We start from the raw sequence: 24,253 nt of genomic DNA, 5'->3' as shown, positions 1-24,253 counted from the left end.
CATGGGAAAAATCTTTCGTATCAGCCTCACCCTCATTGTGGTCGCGGTTGCAGGTATCGCCGGACATTGGATATGGTCACACTACCTTTATTCTCCTTGGACTCGCGACGGCCGAGTTCGCGCCGAAATCATTACCATAGCGCCAGATGTGTCCGGTTGGGTGAACCAACTGAATGTAAAAGACAATCAAATCGTCAATAAGGGTGATGTGTTGTTCACTGTGGACGATACCCGCTACAAGGCCACGATTGCCGAATTGAATGCCAAAGCGGAAAGTCAAAAATTGGCATGGGAACTGGCAAAACATAAGTACAAACGTCGTATCGGTTTGACCAATGACAACTTGGTCAGCAAAGAAACCTTCGACGAAGCCTTTATCAATACCGAACTGGCACGAACCAGTTATGAGCTCGCACAGGCGCAATTGAATACCGCCCAAATTGACTTAGCGCGGACGCAAATTCACGCTCCCGAAAACGGTACTCTGATCAATTTAAGTCTGCGTAATGGCAACTATGTCAGCAAAGGCAACTCGGTATTTTCGCTGGTCAAACAAGATTCTCTCTATATCACAGGCTATTTTGAAGAAACCAAAATCCCCTTGGTTCACATAGGTCAAAGCGCCGATGTCAGCCTGATGAGTGGCGGCCATGTCTTGCATGGCAAAGTGACCAGCATAGGTAAAGCAATCGCCAATACCAATGTCACTACTAATGGACAGTTATTGCCGCAAATCGGCCAAACCTTTAATTGGGTGAGGTTGTCGCAACGTATTCCGGTCGATATTCAGCTAGATAGCATTCCTAAGGACATAGAGCTGAGCGTCGGCATGACAGTTTCCATCCAGCTACAGACTGACAAATAGTCATTATGACGCTGTTACTGAAGAGTTTATTCTTTCCAGACCGAAGAACCCTCATCTTCGCGATTAAAGGCGTGATTTCGATGGCGCTCGCCTTATATGTGGCCATGTTCTTAAATCTAGAACGGCCATATTGGGCGCTGGTGTCGGCGGTATTTCTGCAAATCCGCCCTGAAAGCGGGCTAGTGATCGAAAAGGGCTTATGCCAAATCGGCGGCACCTTAGTCGGCGCGCTCGCGGGGATTGCCATACTCAACTGGTTTACGCCCTATCCCGAACTCGCCTTAGGATTACTCGCCTGCTGGATAGGGCTAAATTCTGGGTTATCGGCCATGGTGCGCCAGCAAAACTTTGTCTATGCCTTTGCTATGGCGGGCATGACCGCCTGCTTGATAGTGCTCATTGTGATGGCGAGCCCAAGCACGGCCGATAGTGCAAAAATATTCGATGTGGCACAGTCGAGGATCAGCGAGATTGTCGTCGGGGCGATTTGCGCCGTTTTAGTCAGCTCGCTACTTTGGCCGACCAAGGTAAAACATAGTCTACAATTGCATGCTAAAAACACAATTAATCATTCGCTTAACTATCTTGCATTAGAACTCGATTTACAGGGGGAACATGCGAGTCGCCATGAACATATCGACACGATTATGGAGTCAGTATCGGCGCTGAGTGACGATTCCAGCGCAGTGATTTATGAAGGCCCCGAAGGACGCGGGCAGAGCCATGCGGCGAACTTTCTCTGCAATAAAACCCTTTCGCTATTGGCGGCAATCCAAATATTTGGCCGGCTGCAACGTAATCATTCCCATCTTGTTAGCGAACCACTCGCGAAATCCTTAGCCAATATGCGCAGTAGTTTTACATTGATGGCGCAATCCAGTGATTACCAAGAATGCTACAAAATGGCGCGCACCTTGAGGTATCAACTCCAGCAAAACCTGATGCAATACCGCGGCCGCGCGCCGTTAGAGACGCGCTTACTCAAAGTCGCGATGGAATTAAGCGCCGATCTGATCATGGTGCTCAAGAGCTACAACGTGCTGACCAGTCACTCTGCGGTGCAGCTCAACGCGCCGCCGATGGAGTTTCACCGAGACCCATTAATAGGCGTTACCACGGGCCTGCGCAGCATGGCGGTGTTTGTCATTGGGGCTTCACTGTGGATTGGCACAGGGTCGAGCGCGGTCCTCATGATGATCCTGCTGCCCGTGGTCTTTTCCATCATGATGGCACGCCAACCACTGCCGATGTTAACCACGATTTTGCGCCGTATTCTTGTCGGCATCACTATCACTGTACCGCTCACGGTATTTTACGCTTTACCTTTGCTGGCACAGAGTAGCGGCGATTTCGAAATCCTCGTTTTAGTGCTCGCTGGGCCGTTTTTTATCGGCTTACTCGCCTTGGCGAATCGACCGACCTTGCCCTATGGGCTCGGCATTTGCGTGCCGTTTGCTGTGTTAGTGCAGCCCAGCAATGCCATTTCATTTGCGATAGAAAACACCGTCAGCAATGCCTTAGCGATTTTTGTCGGCGTTACTGTGCTGTATTGGTTGTTTAAATTGATTACCGAACCTAGCCAGCGGTTGATGCAATATCGTCTGCTGCAATCCATCCAAAAAGATCTAGTGCATATCGCACAGCATGATGATCCTGAGCCTTGGTTTAACGCCCGCATGGGCGATCGACTGCTGCGGATCGCCAGTTACGAAAAAGGCTCGGGCAAGAGTTCGAGGGTATTTACCGATCTGGTGTTTACGGCACTTAATCTAGGCCATGTGTCGATTCGGATGCGGCGCATGTTGCAGGGCATTTCAGATACGCACTTAAACTTAGGCTTAGAAAATGCACTCAACCTCTGGCAACACAATTTAGGTCAGGCATTTATCGCCTGCGCCCACGGACAAGTCGCAGAAGAGTTTAAAATCAGCAGCGAGGCATTATTAGAAGCGCTGGCCCAATGTCCGTTACCCCACGAACAATTCACTATGATTACTGGGATGTTTGAACGCATCACTTTAACCTTCGAACGCACTGCCCACAGTATCGCAGAGCAGAAAAACACCTCAGAAAAATAGTCAGTTCTCAAACTATTTTCCGCCCCAAAAGCCACTCTTTTACTGCCACCAAAACCATTTAAATCCAATAGAAGCTTGATATTTGGCCGATAAAATGCCTTAATATAGTTAGATCACTAACTATATTGGTGATATAAATTCAATTATCAACCAAGGAGAAATTATGTCTACGGAGAACCCACCAGAGGAAAATCTCATCTCGCAAGTAGCAAGCTTTACCCGATTACACGCTAAGGAATCAATGCAGTTTATGTGTTTACTTGCAATATTAAGCACCTATCTCTTTGTCATTTTGAAACCGAGTATTATTCAAAATAACAAAGCGTTAGGAGAAAAATAACCAATGAATTACCTCGCTTACATTTCCTTAGCTATCTACTTTATCGTTATGCTCGCCATTGGCTTATTCGCTTACAAAAAATCCACCAGCGATGTGTCAGGCTATATTCTTGGCGGCCGTAAGGTAAGTCCACAGGTCACCGCACTCTCAGCGGGTGCGTCTGACATGAGTGGCTGGATGCTAATGGGTCTTCCCGGTGCTATGTTTTTGGTTGGTTTCGAAACCATTTACATCGCACTTGGGCTATTGATTGGTGCTCTAATCAATTACTTGGTCGTCGCACCAAAACTTAGGGTTTATACCGAGGTGGCGGACAACGCCCTCACTATCCCGGAGTTTTTTGCTAAACGCTTCGGCAATGCTAACGGCAGTATCCGTATTATCTCGGCCGTGATCATTGTGATCTTCTTTACCTTGTATACCTCAGCGGGTTTAGTGGCTGGCGGTAAATTGTTTGAGTCAGCATTTGGCCTGAACTACGACATAGGTTTAGTCGTCACACTAGCGGTTGTGGTTTCTTATACCCTGTTAGGCGGATTCTTGGCAGTGAGCCTCACTGACTTTGTCCAAGGCTGTATTATGTTTGTCGCCTTAGTCTTAGTTCCTGTCGTGGCATATCAAGAATTTACCAGCGCTGACACTATGTTGAACTTTGCGTATCAGTCGATTCCACACTTCACCGATGCGATGCAAAACGTCACTATGTTAGGGCTTATCTCAAGCTTATCTTGGGGACTCGGTTACTTTGGCCAACCGCATATTATTGTGCGTTTTATGGCGATTCGTTCAGTAGCTGACATTAAAACCGCCAGACACATAGGTATGGGCTGGATGACAGTGACCATCGTGGGTGCACTGGCAACAGGTCTTGTCGGTATTGCTTACGCCAATAAATTTGGTATGAAGCTGACCGATCCTGAAACCATCTTTATCGTGTTTTCTGAGTTGTTGTTCCATCCGATCATTAGTGGCTTCTTACTGGCCGCCATTCTGGCCGCGATCATGAGCACCATTTCATCGCAGCTATTAGTGTCATCAAGCTCGCTAACGGAAGATATCTATCGCGTGATGTCGAAGAAAGAATCTACCGAAAAAGACATGGTGAAAATGGGTCGCTTTGGCGTAGCAGGCGTGGCAATTGTCGCGAGTCTACTGGCGCTCGACCGCTCTAGCAGTGTGCTGTCACTGGTGAGTAATGCATGGGCAGGATTCGGAGCCGCCTTTGGTCCATTAGTTTTGTTTAGCTTGTATAAAGCTAACTTAACTCACAAAGCCGCAATTGCGGGCATTGTCTCTGGCGCAGCTACCGTTCTATTTTGGATTTATGCACCGGTATTGGCAGATGGAAAAGCCCTAACCACAGTAGTGTATGAAATGATCCCCGGCTTTGCCGTGAGCAGTGTGGTGATTTGGGTTGTCTCGTTACTCGATACTGATCCCTGTGCCAAAACCACTAAATTATTCCACAAAGCTGGCCGTGTTTTAGCCGAAGACAGATGAGGCGCGCAGGTATGACTGACTTACCCTGGAAACGCATTGTCGTTAAGGTAGGTAGTGCCCTGATTGCACCACACAAGCAAGGTTGCAGCAGCCACTACTTACTCGGCATTGCCCAATTTATTACTTATTGTCGTGCCCAAGGGATCCAAGTTGTCTTGGTCTCTTCGGGCTCAGTCGCCGCGGGATGGCATCACTTTGGCGTGGTGGATAAACCGAGTGTCACTGTGAAGAAAGCCATGGCAGCAGCAGGTCAGGCCGATATGATGGCCACATGGAACAAGTTATTTGATTTCCCGACCGCACAGCTACTGTTAACCCACGGCGATTTACGCAATCGAGATCGTTACATCAGTATTAAAGATACGATTTTCAGCCTACTCGAACATGGGCTACTGCCTATCATCAACGAGAACGATGCCGTTACCGCCGACAAGCTCAAAGTTGGCGATAACGATAATCTCTCGGCCATGGTAGCCGCGGCGGCCGATGCCGATACCCTGATTATCTGTTCAGATGTGAACGGGCTTTACACACAAAACCCCCATGAAAATCCCGATGCACAGCTTATCAAGCAGGTGAACGAGATTAATGCCGAAATCTACGCCATGGCAGGCGGCGCCAGCAGCGCCAGCAGCGCCAGCAGCGCCAGCAGCGCCGTCGGCACAGGTGGTATGCGGACTAAGATACAAGCCGCCAAGAAGGCGATTTCCCACGGGATTGAAACCTTTATTATCAATGGTTTCGATGCTGACTCATTCAACCAACTGTTGAAGGGGCAAAATCCGGGCACACTCTTCACTTCCCATGAAAAACCCATGCAAGAACATCTGCATTGGATGACACATACCTCGCAGGCTCAAGGTGAAGTTATTGTCGAAAATGACTTTAGTATCGACCTAGACGAACATAGCGAGCAATTGACCAGCGACGATGTCGTTGCCATCAATGGGGACTTCTCTGCCGGTGACACCATTTTAGTACGCAAAGGTGATGGTACTAAATTGGCCAAGGCCAAATCCAATTACAGCAGTTGTTTACTTAGCTTTATTACGGACCAAGACGATCGCGAGTTTGCCAGTGAATTTCAGCAAAAGACTGGACCGATCATTTCCGAGAAAAACATCGCCATTCTCGAATAAGCATCAGCCGAATAAAACTAAGCGAGTAAACATCTAAGCGGAGTAAATATGACTTTAATCAAAAACTTATCTCAAGAAGCTGCTAAAGCGGCTCTTATTCTCGCCCAAGTTGACGAACAGCTTAAAAATACTGTACTCCTCGACATGGCGCGTTCATTACGTGAAAAGTCCTACGAAATCCAAAGCGCTAACTTGATTGACCTACACAGAGCAACTGCCGATAACGTTGCCCCTGCTATGCTCGACCGCTTAACGTTAACACCAGAACGCGTAGAAGCCATGGCATTAGGCATTGAAACCATCGCAGCCTTGCCCGATCCGATTGGCAATGAACGTTATATTGGTCAACGACCTAACGGCTTATCCATCAGCAAGATGCGCGTGCCATTAGGCGTGGTTTGTATGATTTATGAAGCACGTCCGAATGTTACCGCCGATGCGGGTGCCCTGTGCTTTAAATCCGGTAATGCCGTGATTTTGCGCGGTGGCAAAGAGGCGCTGCACACCAGCAAAATTATCGCCACCATTTTGCAAAGTGTATTGAAACAGTACGGCTTGCCCGAGGCGTTAATCACAGTAGTGCCCGATCCTGACCGTGCACTGATGTTGGAACTGATGCAGCAACGAGATTATATTGATGTAATCATTCCCCGTGGCGGCGAAGGCTTGATTAACTTTGTGTCTGACAACAGTAAAATCCCAGTGATCCAGCATTTTAAAGGCGTGTGTCATTTATACGTCGATAAAGATGCCGATCTGGATATTGCTTTGGACTTACTGCTCAACGGTAAAACCCAGCGCACAGGCGTGTGTAATGCCCTCGAAGCCCTATTAGTGCACCAAGAAATTGCTTCGCAATTCCTGCCTAAAGTGGCCAAAGCGCTGGCCGAGCATAAGGTTAAAATCAATGCTTGTACCCAATCCGGTGGCTATTTTGAAAACTGTACTTATATGGAAGAAGACGATTTCGGCCAAGAGTATTTAGATCTCGAAATCGCCATTCGCCAAGTCGATCACTTTGACCATGCTATCCAACACATTGCCCGTTTTGGTAGCCAGCACACCGAAGTGATTTGCACCGAAAACGAAGTCACTGCAGCACGCTTCCAACGTGCAGTCGATGCCTCGGTAGTGATGGTCAATGCTTCTTCGCGCTTCTCCGACGGCAGCGAACTCGGTCTTGGCGCCGAAATCGGCATCGCGACCTCTAAGCTACATGCCTACGGCCCAATGGGACTCGAGTCCTTGACCGCTGAGAAGTATTTAGTCTCAGGTACAAGCCAAGTACGGGCGTAATAGTTACCGCCTTAACGACCCAATACGTGAACACAAAAATCGAAAGCCCTGAAGCAAAATACTTCGGGGCTTTTTTTATGGCAACAGTGAAATAAGAGTGCTTAATAGCAACCACTCACTAAATCCTTTATAAAACTTCCCGCGACATCCTTTACGCTACTCCATCACACTGTGACTTACCCGCTTGATAGCAACTTGGTTGACGTGGACACACGGCGCCGCGGGAGCAAATCAGGCGGGCGTCGTTTTTGATCCCGCGCTCTATCCAGTTGATATTGAGAATTTTTGCGACGCTCACCAGATCACTTTTAATGTGTTTTGGAATAGTGACTGAACCGCCACTGGCGACACAGGCATCTTTCAAATCGTGGGCGATAGACAGGGCATCTTTACCTTGGGCTTCAATCGCCGGATTCAAATCAATACCGGCACAGAGGACATGCGGGTTGCCAGCCGAATCTTCGACTTTAATCGACTCACAGCAGTAAATGCGTGGTTCGTTGCCGACGTTTAAAATCGAAATCTGTGCCGAAGTGCCGACCGTTGGCTCGCTGATCATCCTAAAGACGGCCCAATGCTGGCAGGGATCTTCCACTAGTCGCATATTGCCCCAAGGCAGTGGGATCCCGTTGCCGCGATAAACCGCCTTGAGCTTGCCCGGTGCGTAAGCGTCGAAATAATGCCAATGGGGATAAGGAGATACGACAGTCATGCGCCGCATGGCGACCGAGGCTGATACTTGCAGTTGCTTGTGTACTTCAATCTCGTAACCGTGGCGGTCGAGTAATTGGCGATAAGGCACTTTAGGGCACAGCAGCGCACCGGCGAAAAAGCTCGATTCAAAGTCACGCCAGGCATGTAAAATATCCTGCGCGTTCAAAGTATTGGACTGCATACCCGCTTCTTCGTCCACTTCCTCTTTACGGCCTGAGGTCATCACACTCTTGAGGCCGTCTTTGTTGTGCAACACACAATGACCTATGTGCACGGCTAAGTCATATTTGAGTCTATTAGGACGATTTTTAAGGATTTTATTCACATAAATTGTGCTGGGCGGCTCAAAAAATGAGGTGACTAACTGGCGTGAACTCACGCCCATATCGTCGATCACTTCCTGTGGTGTGCTATCTATCCATTTGATTTTTAATCCCATGCCCTTAGCAATATCCATCATATCGTCCAGAGATAAGGGCATACGCTTGAGACCGACTTCTTCGGCGGCACGCTCAAGATCGGGGAAATGATTTTGATGGTGTTCTTGATGGGCGCGGATCAATAAATGGGCAAACTGCCGACCGGAGATCCCCGTCTGCGACAACATTTCTGGTATCGCGATTTGCAAAATATCATTGGAAAACAAAAAGCTGGGTTCGAGCGCCATACCGCTTATGCCACCACGGCGGCCCTTATCTGGCGTAATAGCGCTCTCTTCGGGTACATCGTCGAGGAACCAGTCGGCGTCTTTTTGAAAAACAGCGGCGATCACCGCCAGCATTCCGGCACTCGGCACTCGTTTTCCACGCTCGATCATCGACAAATATGACACAGAGGGCGCACTTCCGGCGTCGACTCGAATGCAGCGTGCCGACAAATCTTCCATGGTTAAGTTATTACGTTTCCGTAGGTTACGTATTTTTGTGCCTAGGAAGTGTGATTTTCTCATCAAGCTCTGGTCATTGCGCATTTTGTAAAATTCACAGTGTAAAATTTTTATTGTGAAATTGTAGTCAAAAAAAGACTAGACTACAAATTAAGCAATCAAGAAACGACTCAAGCAAACCAGCGGAGTCAGCAATTCAAGAAATGCTTAACCACTAACCCTTAAAGCGGGCAAGCACTTAAAGCGGACAAGCCAAGTTGAAAACAAACTTTGATAAGCCAAAAGTTAAATCAAAACCCTGAATTTTTAAATTGAAAGAGTGAGAGGAACGAGCGATGAATATGTCAATTATCAAGAGCAACCAGATCCAACCGAATCTAAACAGCCTCATCGCAGAAGAAGTGCTAGCCGTGGCCCAAGTGAATGTCGCCGAGCACGAGAAGATCGCCAATGCGAAACAATTCCTCGACCGCCTCTTTCCACTTAACTCTGGTTCACACCAAGATGTGAGCAGCTATGTGGTTTACTACCAACACCTGTTGGCCTTTTTCGCCGACGGCAGCCACAGCGGTTTACGTCAGCCAAAACAGTTCGTGGCTTTTAATGGCACTAAAGATGCGCCCTGCGCCATAGTGTTGCAGGACCTAGGTTGCCACGTTGAACTCAGTTTCGACCGCAATGGCATGATAGGGGCGAGAGACGTTGCCAATCTGGAAGATATCCAAATCGAAACGTCATTAAACATGGTCGTCGGAACACCAGAGTCACGTTCAGCCGCATCGCGCCATTGGCTCAGCCTATTACATGCGGGTATGTCTAGCGCTAACGACACCCAAGATAAGTTGTTTACCGCAAAGGATGGCAGCGATTACAATTTGAAAAGTATCGTAAATTTATAATTTCACGCTCTGTAACCTCGCCATTTATAATCCAGCTAAGAAGATGAACAGAGCACAGTTCATCTTCTTCGATTTACACTCCTGCTTTGCACAATCCTCTAAGAGTCAATAAAACTGACTAACTAGATAAGTTTAATTGATTTTATTGAGGATAATACTCACAGCTATAATGCCCCCTTGCATCTGTCTCCATGATCAATCCCCATTGATCGCCATTTTGTATCCGTCGCTTAATGTGAAGATCTATGGTTGGAACGATAAAACCGAATCGCTCGAGCCTAAGGCGTTATGAATTCTTCATCTACATCACAGCAAGATAATAAGACTCATCGCATCGTTTTCATCTGTGCGGGCTTGTTATGCCTCGCGCCTTTTATCTCGTCGCCCATGGCGCTAGTGTTAGGTTTTACCTTAGCCAGTCTTGGCTGGGTGCCAGTGCAATGGAATATTGCCGCGCTCACCAAAAAACTCCTGTCTTATTCGATTATTGGCTTAGGGTTTGGAATTAATTTAAACGCGGCGATAGAGGCGAGCACCCACAACTTCGGCTTGATAGTTGGCTCAATCTTTTTCACCCTCAGCTTAGGATTTGTGCTCACCCGCGCCCTGAAATTTGATCATGTCACGGGCCACTTAATCGCTTCTGGTACCGCTATTTGCGGTGGCAGCGCCATTGCCGCAGTCGCTCCGGCCATCAATGCGCGTAACGATCAAACCGCCACTGCATTAGCCTGCGTATTTGTACTCAATTCAGTCGCGCTATTTTTATTCCCCGCACTCGGCCATTTGCTCAATATGAGCCAATACGATTTTGGTGTGTGGAGTGCCATCGCCATCCACGATACTTCATCGGTTGTCGGCGCGGCTTCGGCCTATGGCGATGAAGCCTTAAAAACCGCCACGACCATTAAACTCGCCCGCGCCCTGTGGATTATCCCGATCGCACTGGTCAGCGCTATGCTGTTTGGTGGTGATAAGCGCAAACTTAACCTGCCGTATTTTATCGGTTTTTATTGTTTAGCCATTGCTGTGGCGCATTGGTTACCGCAGTTTAACGCTGTTTATAACGCCTTGTTTATGATGTCGAAACGGGCATTAGTCCTGTGTTTGTTTTTGATTGGTGCAGGAATTACAGTGCAGAAAATGCGGGCGAGTGGCCCCAAACCTTTGTTGCTTGGGGTCATGCTGTGGGCAGCGATTGGTATCACGTCTTTGGTGTATATTCTTTATTTTCAATAGCTAAGATTTGCGGAAAACCAGTCTACTCTGCCGTCAGCTTCATTCGCCAAGCCCAGCAGAGGACGCCTACAAAGGCGGAGAATTCGATAAGTGAACGCACGAGTCCTGTGGTTTGCGTCGAAGCGACCAAGGCAATCAGGCAAAACACGATAATCAGCCAGTTTTTCAATTGCATCTTCCTGCAAACTTAGGGGATGCTCATTATTGTTTAGAACTAAAAACTCAGCAAATATCGATTTTAAATAACAAATAGCTATAACAGCTAAGCCAATCCAGCGCAGATTAAGCCGCCTTAGAACTTGATGCCGCTTCATTCGCAGCAAGATCTTGATTATGTTCTTGAATAAAGTCTTCCATAAACCAAGCACAGAAAGTGTGGCGTCCATCCACAGCCGCTTTGCCATAAATGGTCGATGCCTGTTGTCTGACGGTTTTTTCTTTAGTCTGGCGCACTTCGGCAATTTCTTTAAAACTTAAGCCCTTAAGCAGTAAAAATGCCACTTGCTGCTCACTCTTAGTAAAGCCCCAAGTCTCGAATTGCTGCGATACCGCTTGGCTGTATTCTTGTCTGGCAGAACGCATTTGCGTCGACATATTGTCGATTTTCTTATCCGCATGCTCCAACCGTTTAGCCAACGCTTTCACTTCGCGGGAGCGACGAATAAGGTCATAACTTAAGTACATGGCACCAATCACAGTGAGCACTAATAACATGGCTTCCTGGGCAATATGCCATTGGGGAATGCCCAATTGAATGTCGGATGAGATGTCAAAAAGCTTAAAGCATATGATCAAGGCCAACAGACCAATAATGACAAGATCCTTCATCGAAAAACTCCTAAATAAAAGCAAAATCAACCAATTAATTTATGGGACATATGTACCATAGATGGTTTTATGATACATGTCCCCCACGACTTTCGCCCACCAATCCCTACACTGACAGCACACTTTATTACCATAGAATCGTCCTATGTCTGTCAGTACGTCTTGTATCAAGTTATGTCTGTTGGCGACCTTAGTCAGCAGCAGTTTCCTGTGCCACGCCGCGAATTCCGAGCTATCTCAAGCACTCTCCACCAGCCAAGCTAGGTTACATTCTCTATCTCAATCGGGCGGCCAGTTACCGCAATCACAAATAAGCTTAAGCAGCTCAGCTTGGCTCAATGGCCTGCCGAGCATTAGCTTGAGTCACTTAGGTAGCCTAGATAATGGTAACAGCTACGAGCAGGAACTCTCACTCAATTTGCCAATAAAATCCCCTGCTTTGCACAGCAGCGATAAGCAAATTAAACAACTCACCCAAGGCATTCAGGCGCAACAAGTCGCGCTGCAAGGTCTGTATTTATCGGGATTATTGCGACAAAGCCTGTGGGAACACCGTCTTGCTGCAGTGAAACTGGCCCAATTAGATCGCAAGAGCCAATTACTCGACAAACTCCATAGTCAGCAAAAGCAACTCACAGATGCGGGCGAACTGCCGATAGCCCACATACTCTTGTTAGAACGCGAACTGGTGGATATTGCACTGGAACGGGTCGATCTTAATCAGCAACAGGCCGAGGCGCTTGCCCTCTATCAACAGCTGACAGGGCAAGATCAAATACCGCAGGACATAGCCGAAACGGCACGGCCGCTTTCAGCCAGCAGCCAACCCAATGACATGCTCGCGCAGCATCCATTATGGCAATTATTGAGCCTGCAGAAGCAGCAACAGCTAATGATCATCCAGAGCCAGCAAGCGGGGGATAAAGACCCTTGGACAGTCTCACTCACGGCTAAAAATACCGCCGATAACCAAGTTGATGATCAACAGCTTGGCATTGCCGTTTCTGTGCCACTGACTTTAGGTTCTGCCCTATCGCAAACCGAATTATCCCAATGGCAACAAGCCAATACCGAGCACACGCTCAACCTCGACCGTACTTATATCGAGCTAAAAACCCTGCTTAAAAAGCTAGAGCAACAGCAACAAAACTTACTCGACCAACAGACATTGCTAACCCAAGCCTTACACCTTAGCCGCACCATTACTGAAGAGCTGGCCAAGGTCAAAGACCAAAATCAAGTTAGCTACGAAGTCTGGCTGCGCCGCTATATGGATGCGCTCGATACCGAATCCCGCTTGGCACTGAACCAAGTCGCGCAGCAACAACTGCACTCCCAACAACTGCAAGCCTTAGGAATTTCATTATGATGGCCAAGTACGGCGCATGCCTTTTCTGTTTATCCGCCAGTGTAGCCACGTTAGCGCAGGCTGAATCCCTAACAATTAGTTCCCTCGGTAATTTAGACCTGAGTTATGTGCAACCACAGAAAGTCGCCAGCTATGAGGGCAGCCCATTGCCCGCGCAGGTTGAAATCCTCCCCGGTAATGATTACTGGATCAGCACGCCGGAGAATATCCAGCAGATCAGCTTCCTCGTCGGCCAAGGCCAGCTCGTTACTAAGGGCCAGGCGATAGTCAAACTGACAGGGCCAGAAGTGTTCCACTACCTTGCCCAAGTCGAAGCCGCTGGCAGCTTATATCAACTGGCAAAAAGCCGTTATGAGCGTAATAAACCCTTATTAAACAATGGCAGTATCAGCGCCGAAAAGTGGCGCGAGATCAGCCAAGACTACTTCAGCACTCACCTCGAATACGAGCACATGCAGCATTTTATGGAGATAGTCAAAAGCACAGATGCCACCACAGACTCGCTAGTGGTGGGCACGCCAGTGGCGGGGATCGTTAAACTCAACCAAGTGAATGGACCTTATATGGCGGGTTCACAGCTATTCTCTCTGGTGCCCAGCGACAGCATTCGCGTCAAAGTCAGCGTGCCTATGAGCCAGTCACACTCGCTTTCGGCGGTCAATATCAATCAGTGCCATATCGCCATTGAGTCCATGTCGGCCATCGCCGAAGGTGCCTTCGTGACCGCTTGGTCATCACCCGTGCCGCAGGAATGTAACTTACTGTTAGGACAGCAGATCACTGTGATACCCGAGTATCAAAAGGCGGTGTATTTATTGCATAAAAATAGTGTTTTTAGTTGGGAGCAAGACAGCCAAGTCTTCACTAAAACCGCCGACACGCTCACCTCGATTACGATCGATATTCTCGGTTCAACCCCTGAGCAATATATCGTTGAAAGCGATAAAGATCTGAGCCAAATCCAAGTGTTATCCCAGTCGGTTGCCGCAGTCAAAGGCATAATGCTTGGCTTAGGAGGCGAATAAGATGTTGTCCTCAGTCATCCGCTTTTCGCTTACGCAGCGCTTATTTGTGCTGATTGTGGCGCTGATTATTATGTTAGCGGGAGCGCGAGCCTGGTTTTCCATTCCCTTGGATGCCTTTCCCGATATTTCGCCCACCCAAGTGAAGATCATCCTCAAGGCGCCCGGCATGACGCCGGAGGAAATCGAAGCGCAAATTACCGTGCCGATTGAAACCGAACTGTTAGGTATTCCCCATCAATCGATTCTGCGCTCGACCACTAAATACGCCATCAGCGATATCACCCTAGATTTCGACGAAGGCACAGATATCTATTGGGCGCGCCAGCAGGTGAGCGAACGCATCGCCGCCGTGTGGGACAGTTTTCCTGAAGGTGTAACGGGCGGTGTGGCGCCAATGAGTACGCCGCTCAGCGAAATCTTTATGTTTTCACTCGAAAATCCCAATCTTTCGCTGATGGAAAGACGGCAGTTGCTCGAATGGGAAATCCGTCCGCTACTGCGAACCGTTGCGGGTGTCGCCGATGTCAATATCCTCGGTGGCTATGCCAAAAGCTTTAGTGTGACCCCCAAACCTGCGGCTATGGCGGCTGCAGGCGTGAGCTTTGCGGCGCTGCAACAGGCGATCGTTGAGAATAATCACAACGAAGGTGCAGGCAAGCTCACCATTGGCACAGACACCATAATAGTGCGCGCCGAAGGCCGCATCGATGATATCGACGAACTCAAACAATTAGTGATCAAGGCCGATGATGCCAGAGTGTATCGACTGCAGGATTTGGCCGATATTCAAATTGGCCACTTAGCCCGCTATGGCGCAGTCACGAAAGACGGCAACGAAACCGCCGAAGCCTTAATCATCGCCCTGAAAGACGCTAATACCGCACAAGTGGTCAAAAATATTAAGGAAAAGCTCGATCAAATCAGCCTAACCTTACCAGAAGGCAGCCAGATAAACACCTTTTACGACCGCGCAAATCTGATCAATACCGCGATTGATACCATCTCCAATGCCTTGTTCGAAGCCGTAGTGCTGGTGATCATCTTGCTGGCGTTGTTTTTAGGTAACGTGCGCGCCGCATTAGTCGTGTCACTCTCGCTGCCTCTTGCCGCGCTGATGACGTTTTTGATGATGGATTACTTCAATCTTTCTGCGAACTTAATGAGCCTAGGCGGGCTGGTTATCGCCATAGGCATGTTAGTGGATTCATCTGTGGTCGTGGTCGAAAACATGGTGAATCTCATCGCTACTAAGCAGAGATTACCCCGGCTGCATTTGATTTTTCGCGCGACCAAGGACGTTGCCATTCCCGTGGTGTCGGGCACAGTGATCGTCATGATAGTGTTTTCGCCCTTGCTGACCTTGAGCGGGCTTGAAGGCAAACTCTTCACCCCAGTTGCGGTCACTATCGTGTTTGCCATGCTGTCGGCGCTGGTGTTGTCGTTAACTGTTATTCCGGTTATCGCTTCTTATCTCGTCAACGAAAAAGCCGCCAAGGAACCTAAGGCGATTGAAAAGCTTAAACAGCTTTATCTGGGCAGTCTCAAGGGCACGTTTAGCCATCAAAAACGCTTTATAGTGATCGCCTTTAGCTTGCTTATCATCAGCCTAGGGCTGTTCGGGTTAGTGGGAAAAACCTTTATGCCGACCTTAGATGAGGGCGACATTATTCTGCAGTTGGAGAAATCGCCGTCGATTTCGCTCGAGGCTTCGATTGCCATCGACAAGCAAATTCAGCAAACTTTGCTGGCTAAAGTACCTGAAATCAAACAGATGGTGGCGCGTACTGGCGCGGATGAAATCGGCTTAGATCCCATGGGACTCAATGAAACCGATGTGTTCTTAGAACTTTTGCCCCGCAGCGAATGGCGCTTTGCCAATAAAGAAGCGCTTATAGATGCGATCCGCACTGTGTTATTGGACTATCCCGGCGTTAATTTTAACTTCACTCAACCGATACAAATGCGCGTATCCGAAATGCTCACCGGCAGCATTGGCGACGTGGCGATCAAGGTCTTTGGTAACGATATCGACACCTTAGTTCAGCTCACGAGCCAAATGCAACAGCTGGTTAATGCCACCAGCGGCAGCGTCGATGTGAAAATGGCGATGATCGAAGGCAGTCCTTTTATCAACCTCACCTTAGATAACGAGCTCGCCCGAGGCTTTGGCATGAGCACCATGGAGTTTGCCCGCTACCTGAAAAGCCAGCTCGAAGGCGTAATAGTGACCGAAGTGCTACAAGGTAAAAAGCGCACCCCCGTGCTGATTGCTAACAATCAGAGCCACTTAAGTAGCATTAATGAACTTAAAAATCAGTTACTGGTGATGCCAGATCACTCCTTAAAACGCCTGAGTGATGTCGCTACCTTAAGCTATAAGCAAGGCCCTATCCTTATCGAGCGTGAGCAAGGGAATCGCTTTTCAGTGATCACCACTAACGTGCAAGGTCGCGATATCGTGAGTTTTGTAGAAGAGCTCAACGCTAAAATTGCGCAGGAAATCAAACTCCCGAGCGGTTATAGCGTGAGTTTTGGTGGCGAGTTTGAAAACCAACAGCGGGCCACCAGCAATTTACTACTAGTGATACCCATTGCTATCGCACTGATCACTTTGATTTTATTCACGACATTTGGCTCGCTTGCCAAAGCGGGCTTAATTCTCGCCAACGTTCCCTTCGCTATGATGGGCGGCATAGTTAGCCTGTATTTGTCAGGGGAATATTTGTCCGTGCCCGCTTCGGTTGGCTTTATCGCCCTGCTCGGCGTCGCTGTGCTCAATGGCGTGGTGATGGTCAGCTATTACGAACAAACCAAGCACATGTTCAGCAACCTGCGCGAACGGGTAGAACAAGGTGCGGCGCGGCGTTTACGCCCCATTTTGATGACAGCGACTACGGCGATGTTTGGTCTTATGCCGCTGGTGTTTGCCTCGGGCCCTGGGGCTGAAATTCAAAAACCTTTAGCGATTGTGGTGATTGGCGGTCTGCTCACTTCAACCATTACCACACTGTATTTACTGCCAATTCTGTATTTTTGGCTGGAGAAACGTAAATGAGCACAGAACAACTGTTAGTACTGATCGCCCAAAATGATATTAAGGGCGACATAGTCGATACCTTGATAGAGTTGGAGTTTCTGTCGGGTTTTAGCCTAGGGAATATTTGTGGTTTTAGCCGTGAACACAGCCATTTTAATATCAAGGAACAAGTGGAAGGTTATCGGGAGTTTTGTAAATTCGAAATCATGCACCCCGCTGCGCAACAAGCGGCGCTGCTCGCTGCACTGGCTTTGGTCTGCAAACATAATCCCTGTCGCTATTGGATTATGCCCATTTATCAAAATGGCACTTTGTCATAACTCGCTGCGCCATTAACCGCGTTAAATCTAGGCATCCGGTCTTATCGCTAAGGTCGGCATGCTTGATAAACTCGCTACAAAATTGGCGTTGGACGCCGCACTAAAAAACCACTCAATATCGATAAAATGCAGTACGCGGTAAAAAAGTAAAAACCATTTTCAAATTGCGCCTGTGTTTTTAGCATTTCCCCCATACCACCAGAGGCGTTCCCCGCCATAAAGGTGATGATCAGCGCCACCACAAACACATCGGCCATCGACCACTTAGCGAGTGCATTGACGACGGCATTAATCCTCAGTTTCAGACCAATCGAACTCACACATTGCTGTACCAGCATTAAACTCAACTTCAAGGCCGGCACCACCACGCTGAATAACATGACTAATCCCGCGACGAATCCATTTCCTGAGTGATAAAGCTCGGTTACCGTTCCCCAAATACTGCGGGTTTTCTGCAACACTTCGACTTCGCCCTTAAGGCTATTGAGCCCCAGCAAACCACTAACCATACTCAGCATACCGCGAGCGCTGTCGCGCCCCGAGTCTTCATCGAAACGTTGAGCAACTTGCTCTATGCCCTGCTCGGTCAGCTTGGCCTTATCGATAGTGCCGCTGATACTCAAAATAGGTTGAGTCACCCCAGGGATTAATAAAGCCAAAGATAAGAGAATGATAAAAATAGGAAATAATGATTTCATAGCACTGTTCATCGCATTGCCAGACAGGAGAAGACATTCAGTTTACGGTTTTTAGCGCAAGCTCTGCAATCGTTCGCACCAGCCATCGACTTAGATGACCGGCATTAGAGACAAGATTTGAGGATTAATAGAAAGGCGTTGGATCGATATCCAATGAACTCGGTGACACGCCGCGCTCGATATACAACTCAGATTTTAATAAATCCACCATAGCGACATCTGTGTAACGTTTTACTTTTAAAGAATAAAAGCACTTTACGATCGGATGCAGTGCATCTCTGTCCTTCGAGGCCCAGACAATACCAATTCGGCCGTCCGATAATTCAACTAAGGAACCCACAGGGTAAACACCAATACAACGAATAAACTCATAGACCAATCCTTGATCTAAGTGAAATGGCGTCAGACTGAGTAAAATTTTAAAGGCCGCGGCTGGGCTCATGGCCTCTTTGTAACAGCGCGTCGCGGTTAACGCATCGAAGATATCGACGATACAGCTCATACGACCGTGGCGAGGGATTTCATCGTCTTTCAATCCCCTTGGATAACCACGGCCATCTAACTTTTCATGGTGCATCAAGCAGATATCTTTACTGATCTGCGACAGACCAGTAGTTTCGTTCATAATTTCAAGCGCATACACTTGATGCAGCTTCATATGTTCGAACTCTTCTGGTGTCAGTTTGCCCGGCTTGTGTAGCACTTTATTGTCGACTTTAATCTTGCCAATATCGTGCAAAATCCCACCGACCGCCATTTGCCGCAGCATATCGCGATCCAGCTGTAGGTATTTGCCAAAGGTTACCAACAGAAAGGCGACATTCACTGAATGTTCGAGTAGATAGGCATCTTTTGAACGGAGCGCAGACATACATTTAAGTGCATCAGCATCTAACATGACAGACTCAATCATGGTATCGGCTAACGCTTCGAAGGGCGCAACTTCGATGGCTTTGCCTTCGAAGGTTTCGGATAACACTTTACGAATAAGATCTTTCGCTTCGGTCAGCATGACCTTAGCTTGAGCTTGCTGCTTATCGCGACTCACTGACGCTTTTCGATTGTCGGTTTGACTATCGTTGGTGGTTTTTTTCTTTAAACCGCAATGTTCTGCCGAACGCTCGGCGTCTACCCAAACAAATTTAATACCGCTTTTGGCCAGTTTTAAAATCGCATCCTTGTGCTTAATTTGTCCAGCATTTGCAATAGCAAGTTGACCTTTATCATTTTTGTCTATGGCACTGACAAACATACCTAATGTCAATTGCGACACAGGTAATTTGATAAGCTCAACTGATTCTGCCGACTCACTCATATCTACAACCCCAAGGATGATGTGCCCGAATAAAATATCAACTTAACCATACGACATAAAAGCGACCTACGCTCAAATGTTCTGTTGTTATTCTTGATTATTATAGAACAGGCGTGAGGGGCATTCTAAGCCGCGCATTAGAAAATCACCATAGACTTTCTTGGTAAACAAAATGCCCTAAACAGAATGCGATGGAATAAGAGCCTAAGGCTCAAGCAAGACCCATTTCATACTCTCACTTTTTCAATAAATGCCTAAGGGCTAGGCATTCAAAACCGGCGACCATCCAGCGGCGATATTGGCAGTTGTAGCAGGAGCGGGGCTCATCGTCGATCTGCTCGTCTTCATCATCTGGGATAAAACGCGTGCACAACTTGGCCGCTTGCCTCGCCCGTGGATATTGAGCCAATCCCGCCTTAAAAATCCAGCGGTCATCCTTTAATTCAAATGCATGTTCGACCAAGTTGAGATCCATTTAGCACTCTCTTTTTAAACTCTTTAACTAAACTTGCTCTAATAGGCTTGCAGGGCTTGCTTGCCCGCATTGCGCCATTGCTCTGCCTCTTGATGAACGAGCAATACAAACTGGTGATCAAGGTATACGGCTTTCACTTTGCCCTTAAGCTGCACTCGCTCATCAAGCGCAAGTCGATACTTGTCCGTACTCATCACAGCATCCAGTCCGGTTTGTTCGAGGATATCGGCAACGCTGAGTTCGAGTGAAACATCCTCAAATTGGCCAAGTTTAATCTGGCCTTTTACCCGGCCGTCGCTGCCCATCAAACGTAGCCCTAATCCCGCTAACGCACCAATAACACCTTGGCCTGTGCCGCCATGTTCGGTCAGCTGAATATTAAGTTGTTCAGCCAAAGCATAGGCCGCCGCTTTCGTAATCACTTCAACCTTGGCTCTGCGGCCAAAATCCATTAAAGCCGCGGCATCATAGTAAGAGTCGACATCGAGTATGGCGATGCCAGGGTCTGCCGCAGGAGCCGATTCCGCGACCAAATGCGCAACGGCATGTTGATGGATCTCAGCCTGCGTCAGTGGCGAGCGCAGCGCAAAACACATGGCACTGTTATGTGAGGTATAAGGAATATCAGGGTGCACAAACAATTGATGCCGCGTCACAAAGGAAGCATGGCCGCCCGACATATTGGCGAGCAGATGGGCGATTTCCTCGGCAATTTCGCCCGTACCCTTAGTGCCGATATCATCGGTATCGTCGATACAAATCAGCCAATTTTTCATCTGCATTTCCTAAAGCTTTAAAAAGGTTTTAAAATTTGTCACGGTGTAACAGGTCATGGGCTTTTAATCGCGTCAGCACAGGCGGTACAAGCAAGGCGCCCAGAGTGGCAAAGAAGCCGCCTTTTAATACACTCAAACCCCACTGAATCAACACGACATCCAGCGCCATGCCCGCGAGCATATTGGTGAGTGCCACTTTGCCCGCCCAAGCGATACAGCCTGCAATGCCTAAGATCACGCAGCGCCAATGCAAGTTCATACTGAGTGGCAAGAGTAAGGCGACGAGATCCATTGCAATGGCAGGCAAGGCAAACTTCAGTAAAATCATAGGCCCGCCTTTACCTACGCCTAAAGCCATAGCCACTATGCCCGCGATAGCACCGCATGCCGTCATACTGCCGAAACGACCTAACACGCCGTAACAGATCAGATAAAAGAAACTCATCAGGAACATGCTGTGTCCAGACAAGCCCAACTTAAGCCTTAACATGCCCGTTAATGCAACCAGCAAGGTGGCGCAAAAGCCGACAAATAGGGAGTCTTGGAGACTCAGCGGGATTTTTTTAGTCATTTTTGTCTCTCGGTGAATGCCAATGTGTTGGCCGTTGCGCTAAACCAAAGTGACGACACTGCGCTGCAACGGCCATTTGGCGAGATAATTTAAGTAATTGGATTAAGACGGGAAACAACACGCAATACACCAACTCGGACCAATTTTTAGGGTTACGCAGCGCCTTAGGTGTAATGCGTGCCCCGCGCAGACACTGGATCTGATATATCTCGCGGATCTCATCTGCCATATAGGGCAATAAACTTAAGGATGCCGCGACCACAAAGGCCCACTTGGTCGGTAAAAACGCACTTAACACTTCACCAATCCGCTCCGGAGCCGCCGTAATACACAGCCACCAACCGGGAATGGTCGCCAAAATAATACGCGCAACCACCACAGCGCCTTGGGCTAAATGTTCAACGCCATAGAGGATTAAATACAGACTCAAAGTAATGCTCAATTGCACTAAACCTAGCTTTAGCACGCCCCAAATACTGCCGCGCCGCAGCAAACCGTGGATAACAAGCAGTCCATTAAGCCCTGCTAATGGCAAGAGTAAAGCAGCAGGCAATACAAAAGCACAGGCTGAGAGCACGCACACCAATAGCAGCGACAACGCACAAAGTGCCGTTTCCCGCCGCTCATAACTCCAATGCCGCAGCGCGCGTAGGCGCCGACAACTAGCCCACATAACGCTCTCCTGTTTCAATCAATTCCTCCACCAATAAACCATTACGCAAACTCAATTGCCGTGATACAGCGCTGTGTTCAATGCTTCTGTGACTGCTGAGCAAAATAGCGCAACCTTGCGAGCTTAACCGCTTCAGCAAGTACCACACTTTGCCGTAGTAATGCTTATCCATCCCCGCCAATGGATCGTCCAAAAGCAATACTTTAGGGCGTAAACAGGCGAGTGACGCTAAGGCAATCAAGTGCTGTTGACCGTAGGATAATTTGTGGGGCGACAGCTGAGCTAAGCTAAATAAATCCAATTCATCCAACATCTGCGCCGCGCGTTCTTTGGGGAGTTCAAAACGCCTAAGGCTAAACTGCATTTCGGCCAGCACGCTGGTCTCGGATAATTGTCGACTCGGCCTTTGCATCAGCAGTCCCAGCTCAGCGCCATAAATCCCTAGCCTAGGTCTTCGCCCTAGCACTTTAAGCGGAAGACGCTGCCTTGAACTGAGTACGCCAGCTATGGTTTTCAACAAACTAGTTTTACCTGAGCCGTTATCTCCCACTAAGGTCACTATCTCACCCGCCTGCAGTTGAAATCCCTGCGGACACGCAAATAATGTAGGACAAGCATCGAACCCAAAATCAAAGGCTTCGGCGCTGACCAAGACTTTACCTAAGTGCTCAAACTTAGGCTGATTTCGCCACGCAGGCGCCTCAGTTTGCGGCGCATCGGTCACGGTATAGACGCCTTCGGATAGCTTGCCGGCCTCTAACTGCCAGTAATGCTGAATAATCTCAGCGAAGGCCGAGGCGTTATGTTCAACCAACACTAGCGCCATGCCATCTTGGATAAGATTGCGGAGCACGACCAGCAGCTCACTCACACCGTGATCATCGAGTTGTGCCCAAGGTTCATCGAGCAGTAGTAAATGCGGCTCGCACACCAGTTGGGCGGCAATCATTAAACGATATTTTTGACCGAGGGAAAGCGTGCTGACTTGGGTATCGAGACGCAGATATAAGCCCACGCGCCGTAGTGCCAATTGCACTTTAGGTAGCATTTGCTCAGCGGGAATGCCGAGATTTTCTAAGGCGAAAGCCACTTCGGCACCAACGGTTTGCCGAAGGAGCTGAGTTTGCGGGTCCTGCATCACCAGACCCGTAACCAGTTGTGGGTAACGCCAGATGTCGCCTTCATGCGGGCGATTTAACACGCCCGCCAGTAGGTTTAGCAGACTCGATTTCCCAGAGCCCGTAGGACCGCTCACGCAATGGCATTGGCCAGTGCCAATGGCCAAGTAAACCTCCAGCAATACAGTCGGTAACTGGCTACCATAGTTGAAGCTAACGCCTTCGAGCGCTAGGAGTTTCATCTTAGATCTGCCAGTTCACACCGATGAAGATCTGTCGTCCCGCCTGTGGCAGGGCTTCACTCTGGTAGTAGTTTTCATCCAGCAAGTTAGTCGCACGTAGGTAAACATCTAACTTGTCATGAATTAATGGCTGTACCAAATTCACGTCTACTAAGGTGTAGTTGTCTAACGACTGCTGTTGATATTGCGTCTGACCGCCAACCTTCACCTGCGTCGCATAGACTTGGTCTAAAATACGCTCCACGTTGAGGTGAACTTGAGTCTCGAAAGGAAATTCGTAACTCATCTGCCAACGTAACTGGTGACGTGGACGATATTGCAAGGCATCTAAGGTATCGTCGCCGTCTATCTCCTCTGAATCGAGAAAACTATAGGAGAAGCTTAGATCTAAGTGCTCAATCGTATGGTTATTGATTTGGAAATCTACCCCTTTGAACTTATAACGCCCCATATTTTGGTAGAAACCATCGACATCCTTGGCGATGTAATTTTTCGCATCAGTGTAATAGCCATAAAGGGAGAAATCGGTACTCGCCGGCAGATTCTGCTCTAAACCCAGCTCCACATGCTTAGACTCTTCGACTTCTAAATCACGATTACCAGATAGCTGCGAATACAAGTTCACCATAGAGGGGAAGCGCACTTTACGTGCCACACTTAAACTTAAGCGAGAATCCTGCGCCGCCTGCCAATAACTGGAGGCCATGGCCGAATAGTTACCATCGGTACTATCTGTGGTGTCGAGTGAATGGTAAGCGCCACCTAAGGTAAAGCCGTACTGCAGCTCAGATTGGTACTGATACTCAGCCGCGGCTGTATATAACCAGGCAGAATCATTTAAGTTCTCGGC

At 48.3% G+C, this 24,253-nt stretch carries 23 protein-coding genes; 12 read left to right on the top strand and 11 right to left on the bottom strand.

What is annotated here, in order from left to right; translation table 11 throughout:
• Position 1 precedes the first annotated feature (1 nt).
• From Q4Q57_RS18255 to Q4Q57_RS18230, 6 genes are all read left to right on the top strand, one after another.
• Positions 2–865 (top strand): HlyD family secretion protein, encoded by an 864-nt coding sequence (locus Q4Q57_RS18255; protein WP_311891641.1) that lies wholly within the window; start codon positions 2–4, stop codon positions 863–865.
• 5 nt (positions 866–870) lie between these two features.
• On the top strand, positions 871–2,943 hold the full coding sequence (locus Q4Q57_RS18250) for an FUSC family protein (protein WP_311891640.1): 2,073 nt from the start codon (positions 871–873) through the stop codon (positions 2,941–2,943).
• Positions 2,944–3,106: 163 nt separating this feature from the next.
• Entirely contained in the window at positions 3,107–3,283 is a 177-nt protein-coding gene (locus Q4Q57_RS18245) for a hypothetical protein (protein WP_006079436.1), read from the top strand.
• A gap of 3 nt (positions 3,284–3,286) precedes the next feature.
• Positions 3,287–4,783, top strand: coding sequence for a sodium/proline symporter PutP (gene putP / locus Q4Q57_RS18240; RefSeq protein WP_311891639.1), 1,497 nt, complete (start codon positions 3,287–3,289; stop codon positions 4,781–4,783).
• A gap of 11 nt (positions 4,784–4,794) precedes the next feature.
• Positions 4,795–5,922, top strand: a complete 1,128-nt coding sequence (gene proB, locus Q4Q57_RS18235; RefSeq protein ID WP_311891638.1) for a glutamate 5-kinase — start codon at positions 4,795–4,797, stop codon at positions 5,920–5,922.
• Between the two features lie 48 nt (positions 5,923–5,970).
• Complete coding sequence (locus Q4Q57_RS18230) at positions 5,971–7,218, top strand: glutamate-5-semialdehyde dehydrogenase (protein WP_311891637.1); 1,248 nt, start codon at positions 5,971–5,973, stop codon at positions 7,216–7,218.
• A gap of 151 nt (positions 7,219–7,369) precedes the next feature.
• On the opposite strand, the gene Q4Q57_RS18225 is transcribed toward Q4Q57_RS18230, so the two are convergent.
• Positions 7,370–8,902, bottom strand: coding sequence for a DUF3612 domain-containing protein (locus Q4Q57_RS18225; protein ID WP_012588922.1), 1,533 nt, complete (start codon positions 8,900–8,902; stop codon positions 7,370–7,372).
• A 251-nt stretch (positions 8,903–9,153) separates the two neighbouring features.
• Here Q4Q57_RS18225 and Q4Q57_RS18220 point away from each other — a divergent pair, with 251 nt between their 5' ends.
• Positions 9,154–9,717 (top strand): malate synthase, encoded by a 564-nt coding sequence (locus tag Q4Q57_RS18220; protein WP_012090627.1) that lies wholly within the window; start codon positions 9,154–9,156, stop codon positions 9,715–9,717.
• Positions 9,718–10,005: 288 nt separating this feature from the next.
• Complete coding sequence (locus Q4Q57_RS18215; RefSeq protein WP_311891636.1) at positions 10,006–10,956, top strand: putative sulfate exporter family transporter; 951 nt, start codon at positions 10,006–10,008, stop codon at positions 10,954–10,956.
• A 22-nt stretch (positions 10,957–10,978) separates the two neighbouring features.
• Here Q4Q57_RS18215 and Q4Q57_RS18210 read toward each other — a convergent pair whose 3' ends face one another.
• Both Q4Q57_RS18210 and Q4Q57_RS18205 read right to left on the bottom strand, forming a co-directional pair.
• Complete coding sequence (locus tag Q4Q57_RS18210) at positions 10,979–11,125, bottom strand: hypothetical protein (RefSeq protein ID WP_311891650.1); 147 nt, start codon at positions 11,123–11,125, stop codon at positions 10,979–10,981.
• 113 nt (positions 11,126–11,238) lie between these two features.
• Complete coding sequence (locus tag Q4Q57_RS18205; protein WP_006079428.1) at positions 11,239–11,784, bottom strand: helix-turn-helix transcriptional regulator; 546 nt, start codon at positions 11,782–11,784, stop codon at positions 11,239–11,241.
• Positions 11,785–11,929: 145 nt separating this feature from the next.
• On the opposite strand from Q4Q57_RS18205, the gene Q4Q57_RS18200 reads away from it, so the two are divergent.
• From Q4Q57_RS18200 to Q4Q57_RS18185, 4 genes are read left to right on the top strand one after another with little or no spacing between them, the layout of a single operon-like run.
• A complete protein-coding gene (locus Q4Q57_RS18200; RefSeq protein WP_311891635.1) occupies positions 11,930–13,153 on the top strand; it encodes a metal transporter in 1,224 nt (407 codons plus the stop codon).
• Positions 13,150–14,178 (top strand): membrane fusion-like protein, encoded by a 1,029-nt coding sequence (locus tag Q4Q57_RS18195; RefSeq protein WP_311891634.1) that lies wholly within the window; start codon positions 13,150–13,152, stop codon positions 14,176–14,178. The genes Q4Q57_RS18200 and Q4Q57_RS18195 overlap by 4 nt, the downstream gene beginning before the upstream one ends.
• 1 nt (position 14,179) lies before the next feature.
• Positions 14,180–17,233, top strand: a complete 3,054-nt coding sequence (locus tag Q4Q57_RS18190; protein WP_311891633.1) for a CusA/CzcA family heavy metal efflux RND transporter — start codon at positions 14,180–14,182, stop codon at positions 17,231–17,233.
• Positions 17,230–17,535, top strand: a complete 306-nt coding sequence (locus Q4Q57_RS18185; protein ID WP_226060142.1) for a DUF3240 family protein — start codon at positions 17,230–17,232, stop codon at positions 17,533–17,535. Before Q4Q57_RS18190 ends, Q4Q57_RS18185 begins: the two co-directional genes overlap by 4 nt.
• A gap of 74 nt (positions 17,536–17,609) precedes the next feature.
• Here the strand turns inward: Q4Q57_RS18185 and Q4Q57_RS18180 are convergent, their stop codons facing one another.
• From Q4Q57_RS18180 to Q4Q57_RS18145, 8 genes are all read right to left on the bottom strand, one after another.
• Positions 17,610–18,245 carry a paraquat-inducible protein A gene (locus tag Q4Q57_RS18180; RefSeq protein WP_311891632.1) on the bottom strand — a complete coding sequence of 212 codons (636 nt, stop codon included), beginning with the start codon at positions 18,243–18,245 and terminating at the stop codon, positions 17,610–17,612.
• A gap of 112 nt (positions 18,246–18,357) precedes the next feature.
• Positions 18,358–19,548: an HD-GYP domain-containing protein gene (locus tag Q4Q57_RS18175; protein ID WP_311891631.1), complete on the bottom strand. Its 1,191-nt coding sequence runs from the start codon at positions 19,546–19,548 to the stop codon at positions 18,358–18,360.
• A gap of 235 nt (positions 19,549–19,783) precedes the next feature.
• Positions 19,784–20,023, bottom strand: coding sequence for a hypothetical protein (locus Q4Q57_RS18170; protein ID WP_311891630.1), 240 nt, complete (start codon positions 20,021–20,023; stop codon positions 19,784–19,786).
• Positions 20,024–20,061: 38 nt separating this feature from the next.
• Positions 20,062–20,799 carry a DNA-binding protein gene (locus Q4Q57_RS18165; protein WP_311891629.1) on the bottom strand — a complete coding sequence of 246 codons (738 nt, stop codon included), beginning with the start codon at positions 20,797–20,799 and terminating at the stop codon, positions 20,062–20,064.
• A 28-nt stretch (positions 20,800–20,827) separates the two neighbouring features.
• Positions 20,828–21,370 (bottom strand): core component of ECF transporter, encoded by a 543-nt coding sequence (locus Q4Q57_RS18160; protein ID WP_311891628.1) that lies wholly within the window; start codon positions 21,368–21,370, stop codon positions 20,828–20,830.
• The gene (locus Q4Q57_RS18155) at positions 21,363–22,043 is read right to left on the bottom strand and encodes an energy-coupling factor transporter transmembrane component T (RefSeq protein WP_259562740.1); all 681 of its coding nucleotides are present in this window, start codon (positions 22,041–22,043) and stop codon (positions 21,363–21,365) included. The genes Q4Q57_RS18160 and Q4Q57_RS18155 overlap by 8 nt, the downstream gene beginning before the upstream one ends.
• Positions 22,033–23,403, bottom strand: coding sequence for an ABC transporter ATP-binding protein (locus Q4Q57_RS18150; protein WP_311891627.1), 1,371 nt, complete (start codon positions 23,401–23,403; stop codon positions 22,033–22,035). The genes Q4Q57_RS18155 and Q4Q57_RS18150 overlap by 11 nt, the downstream gene beginning before the upstream one ends.
• Before the next feature lies 1 nt (position 23,404).
• The coding region (locus tag Q4Q57_RS18145; RefSeq protein ID WP_311891626.1) for a TonB-dependent receptor domain-containing protein at positions 23,405–24,253 on the bottom strand (849 nt) is incomplete at its 5' end.

Origin of the sequence: Shewanella sp. SP2S2-6 (genome assembly GCF_031931965.1) — a bacterium.
GTDB classification, from domain to species: domain Bacteria; phylum Pseudomonadota; class Gammaproteobacteria; order Enterobacterales; family Shewanellaceae; genus Shewanella; species Shewanella baltica.
The sequence above is the reverse complement of the archived record's forward strand: the minus strand, read 5'-3'. Positions and strand labels throughout refer to the sequence as shown.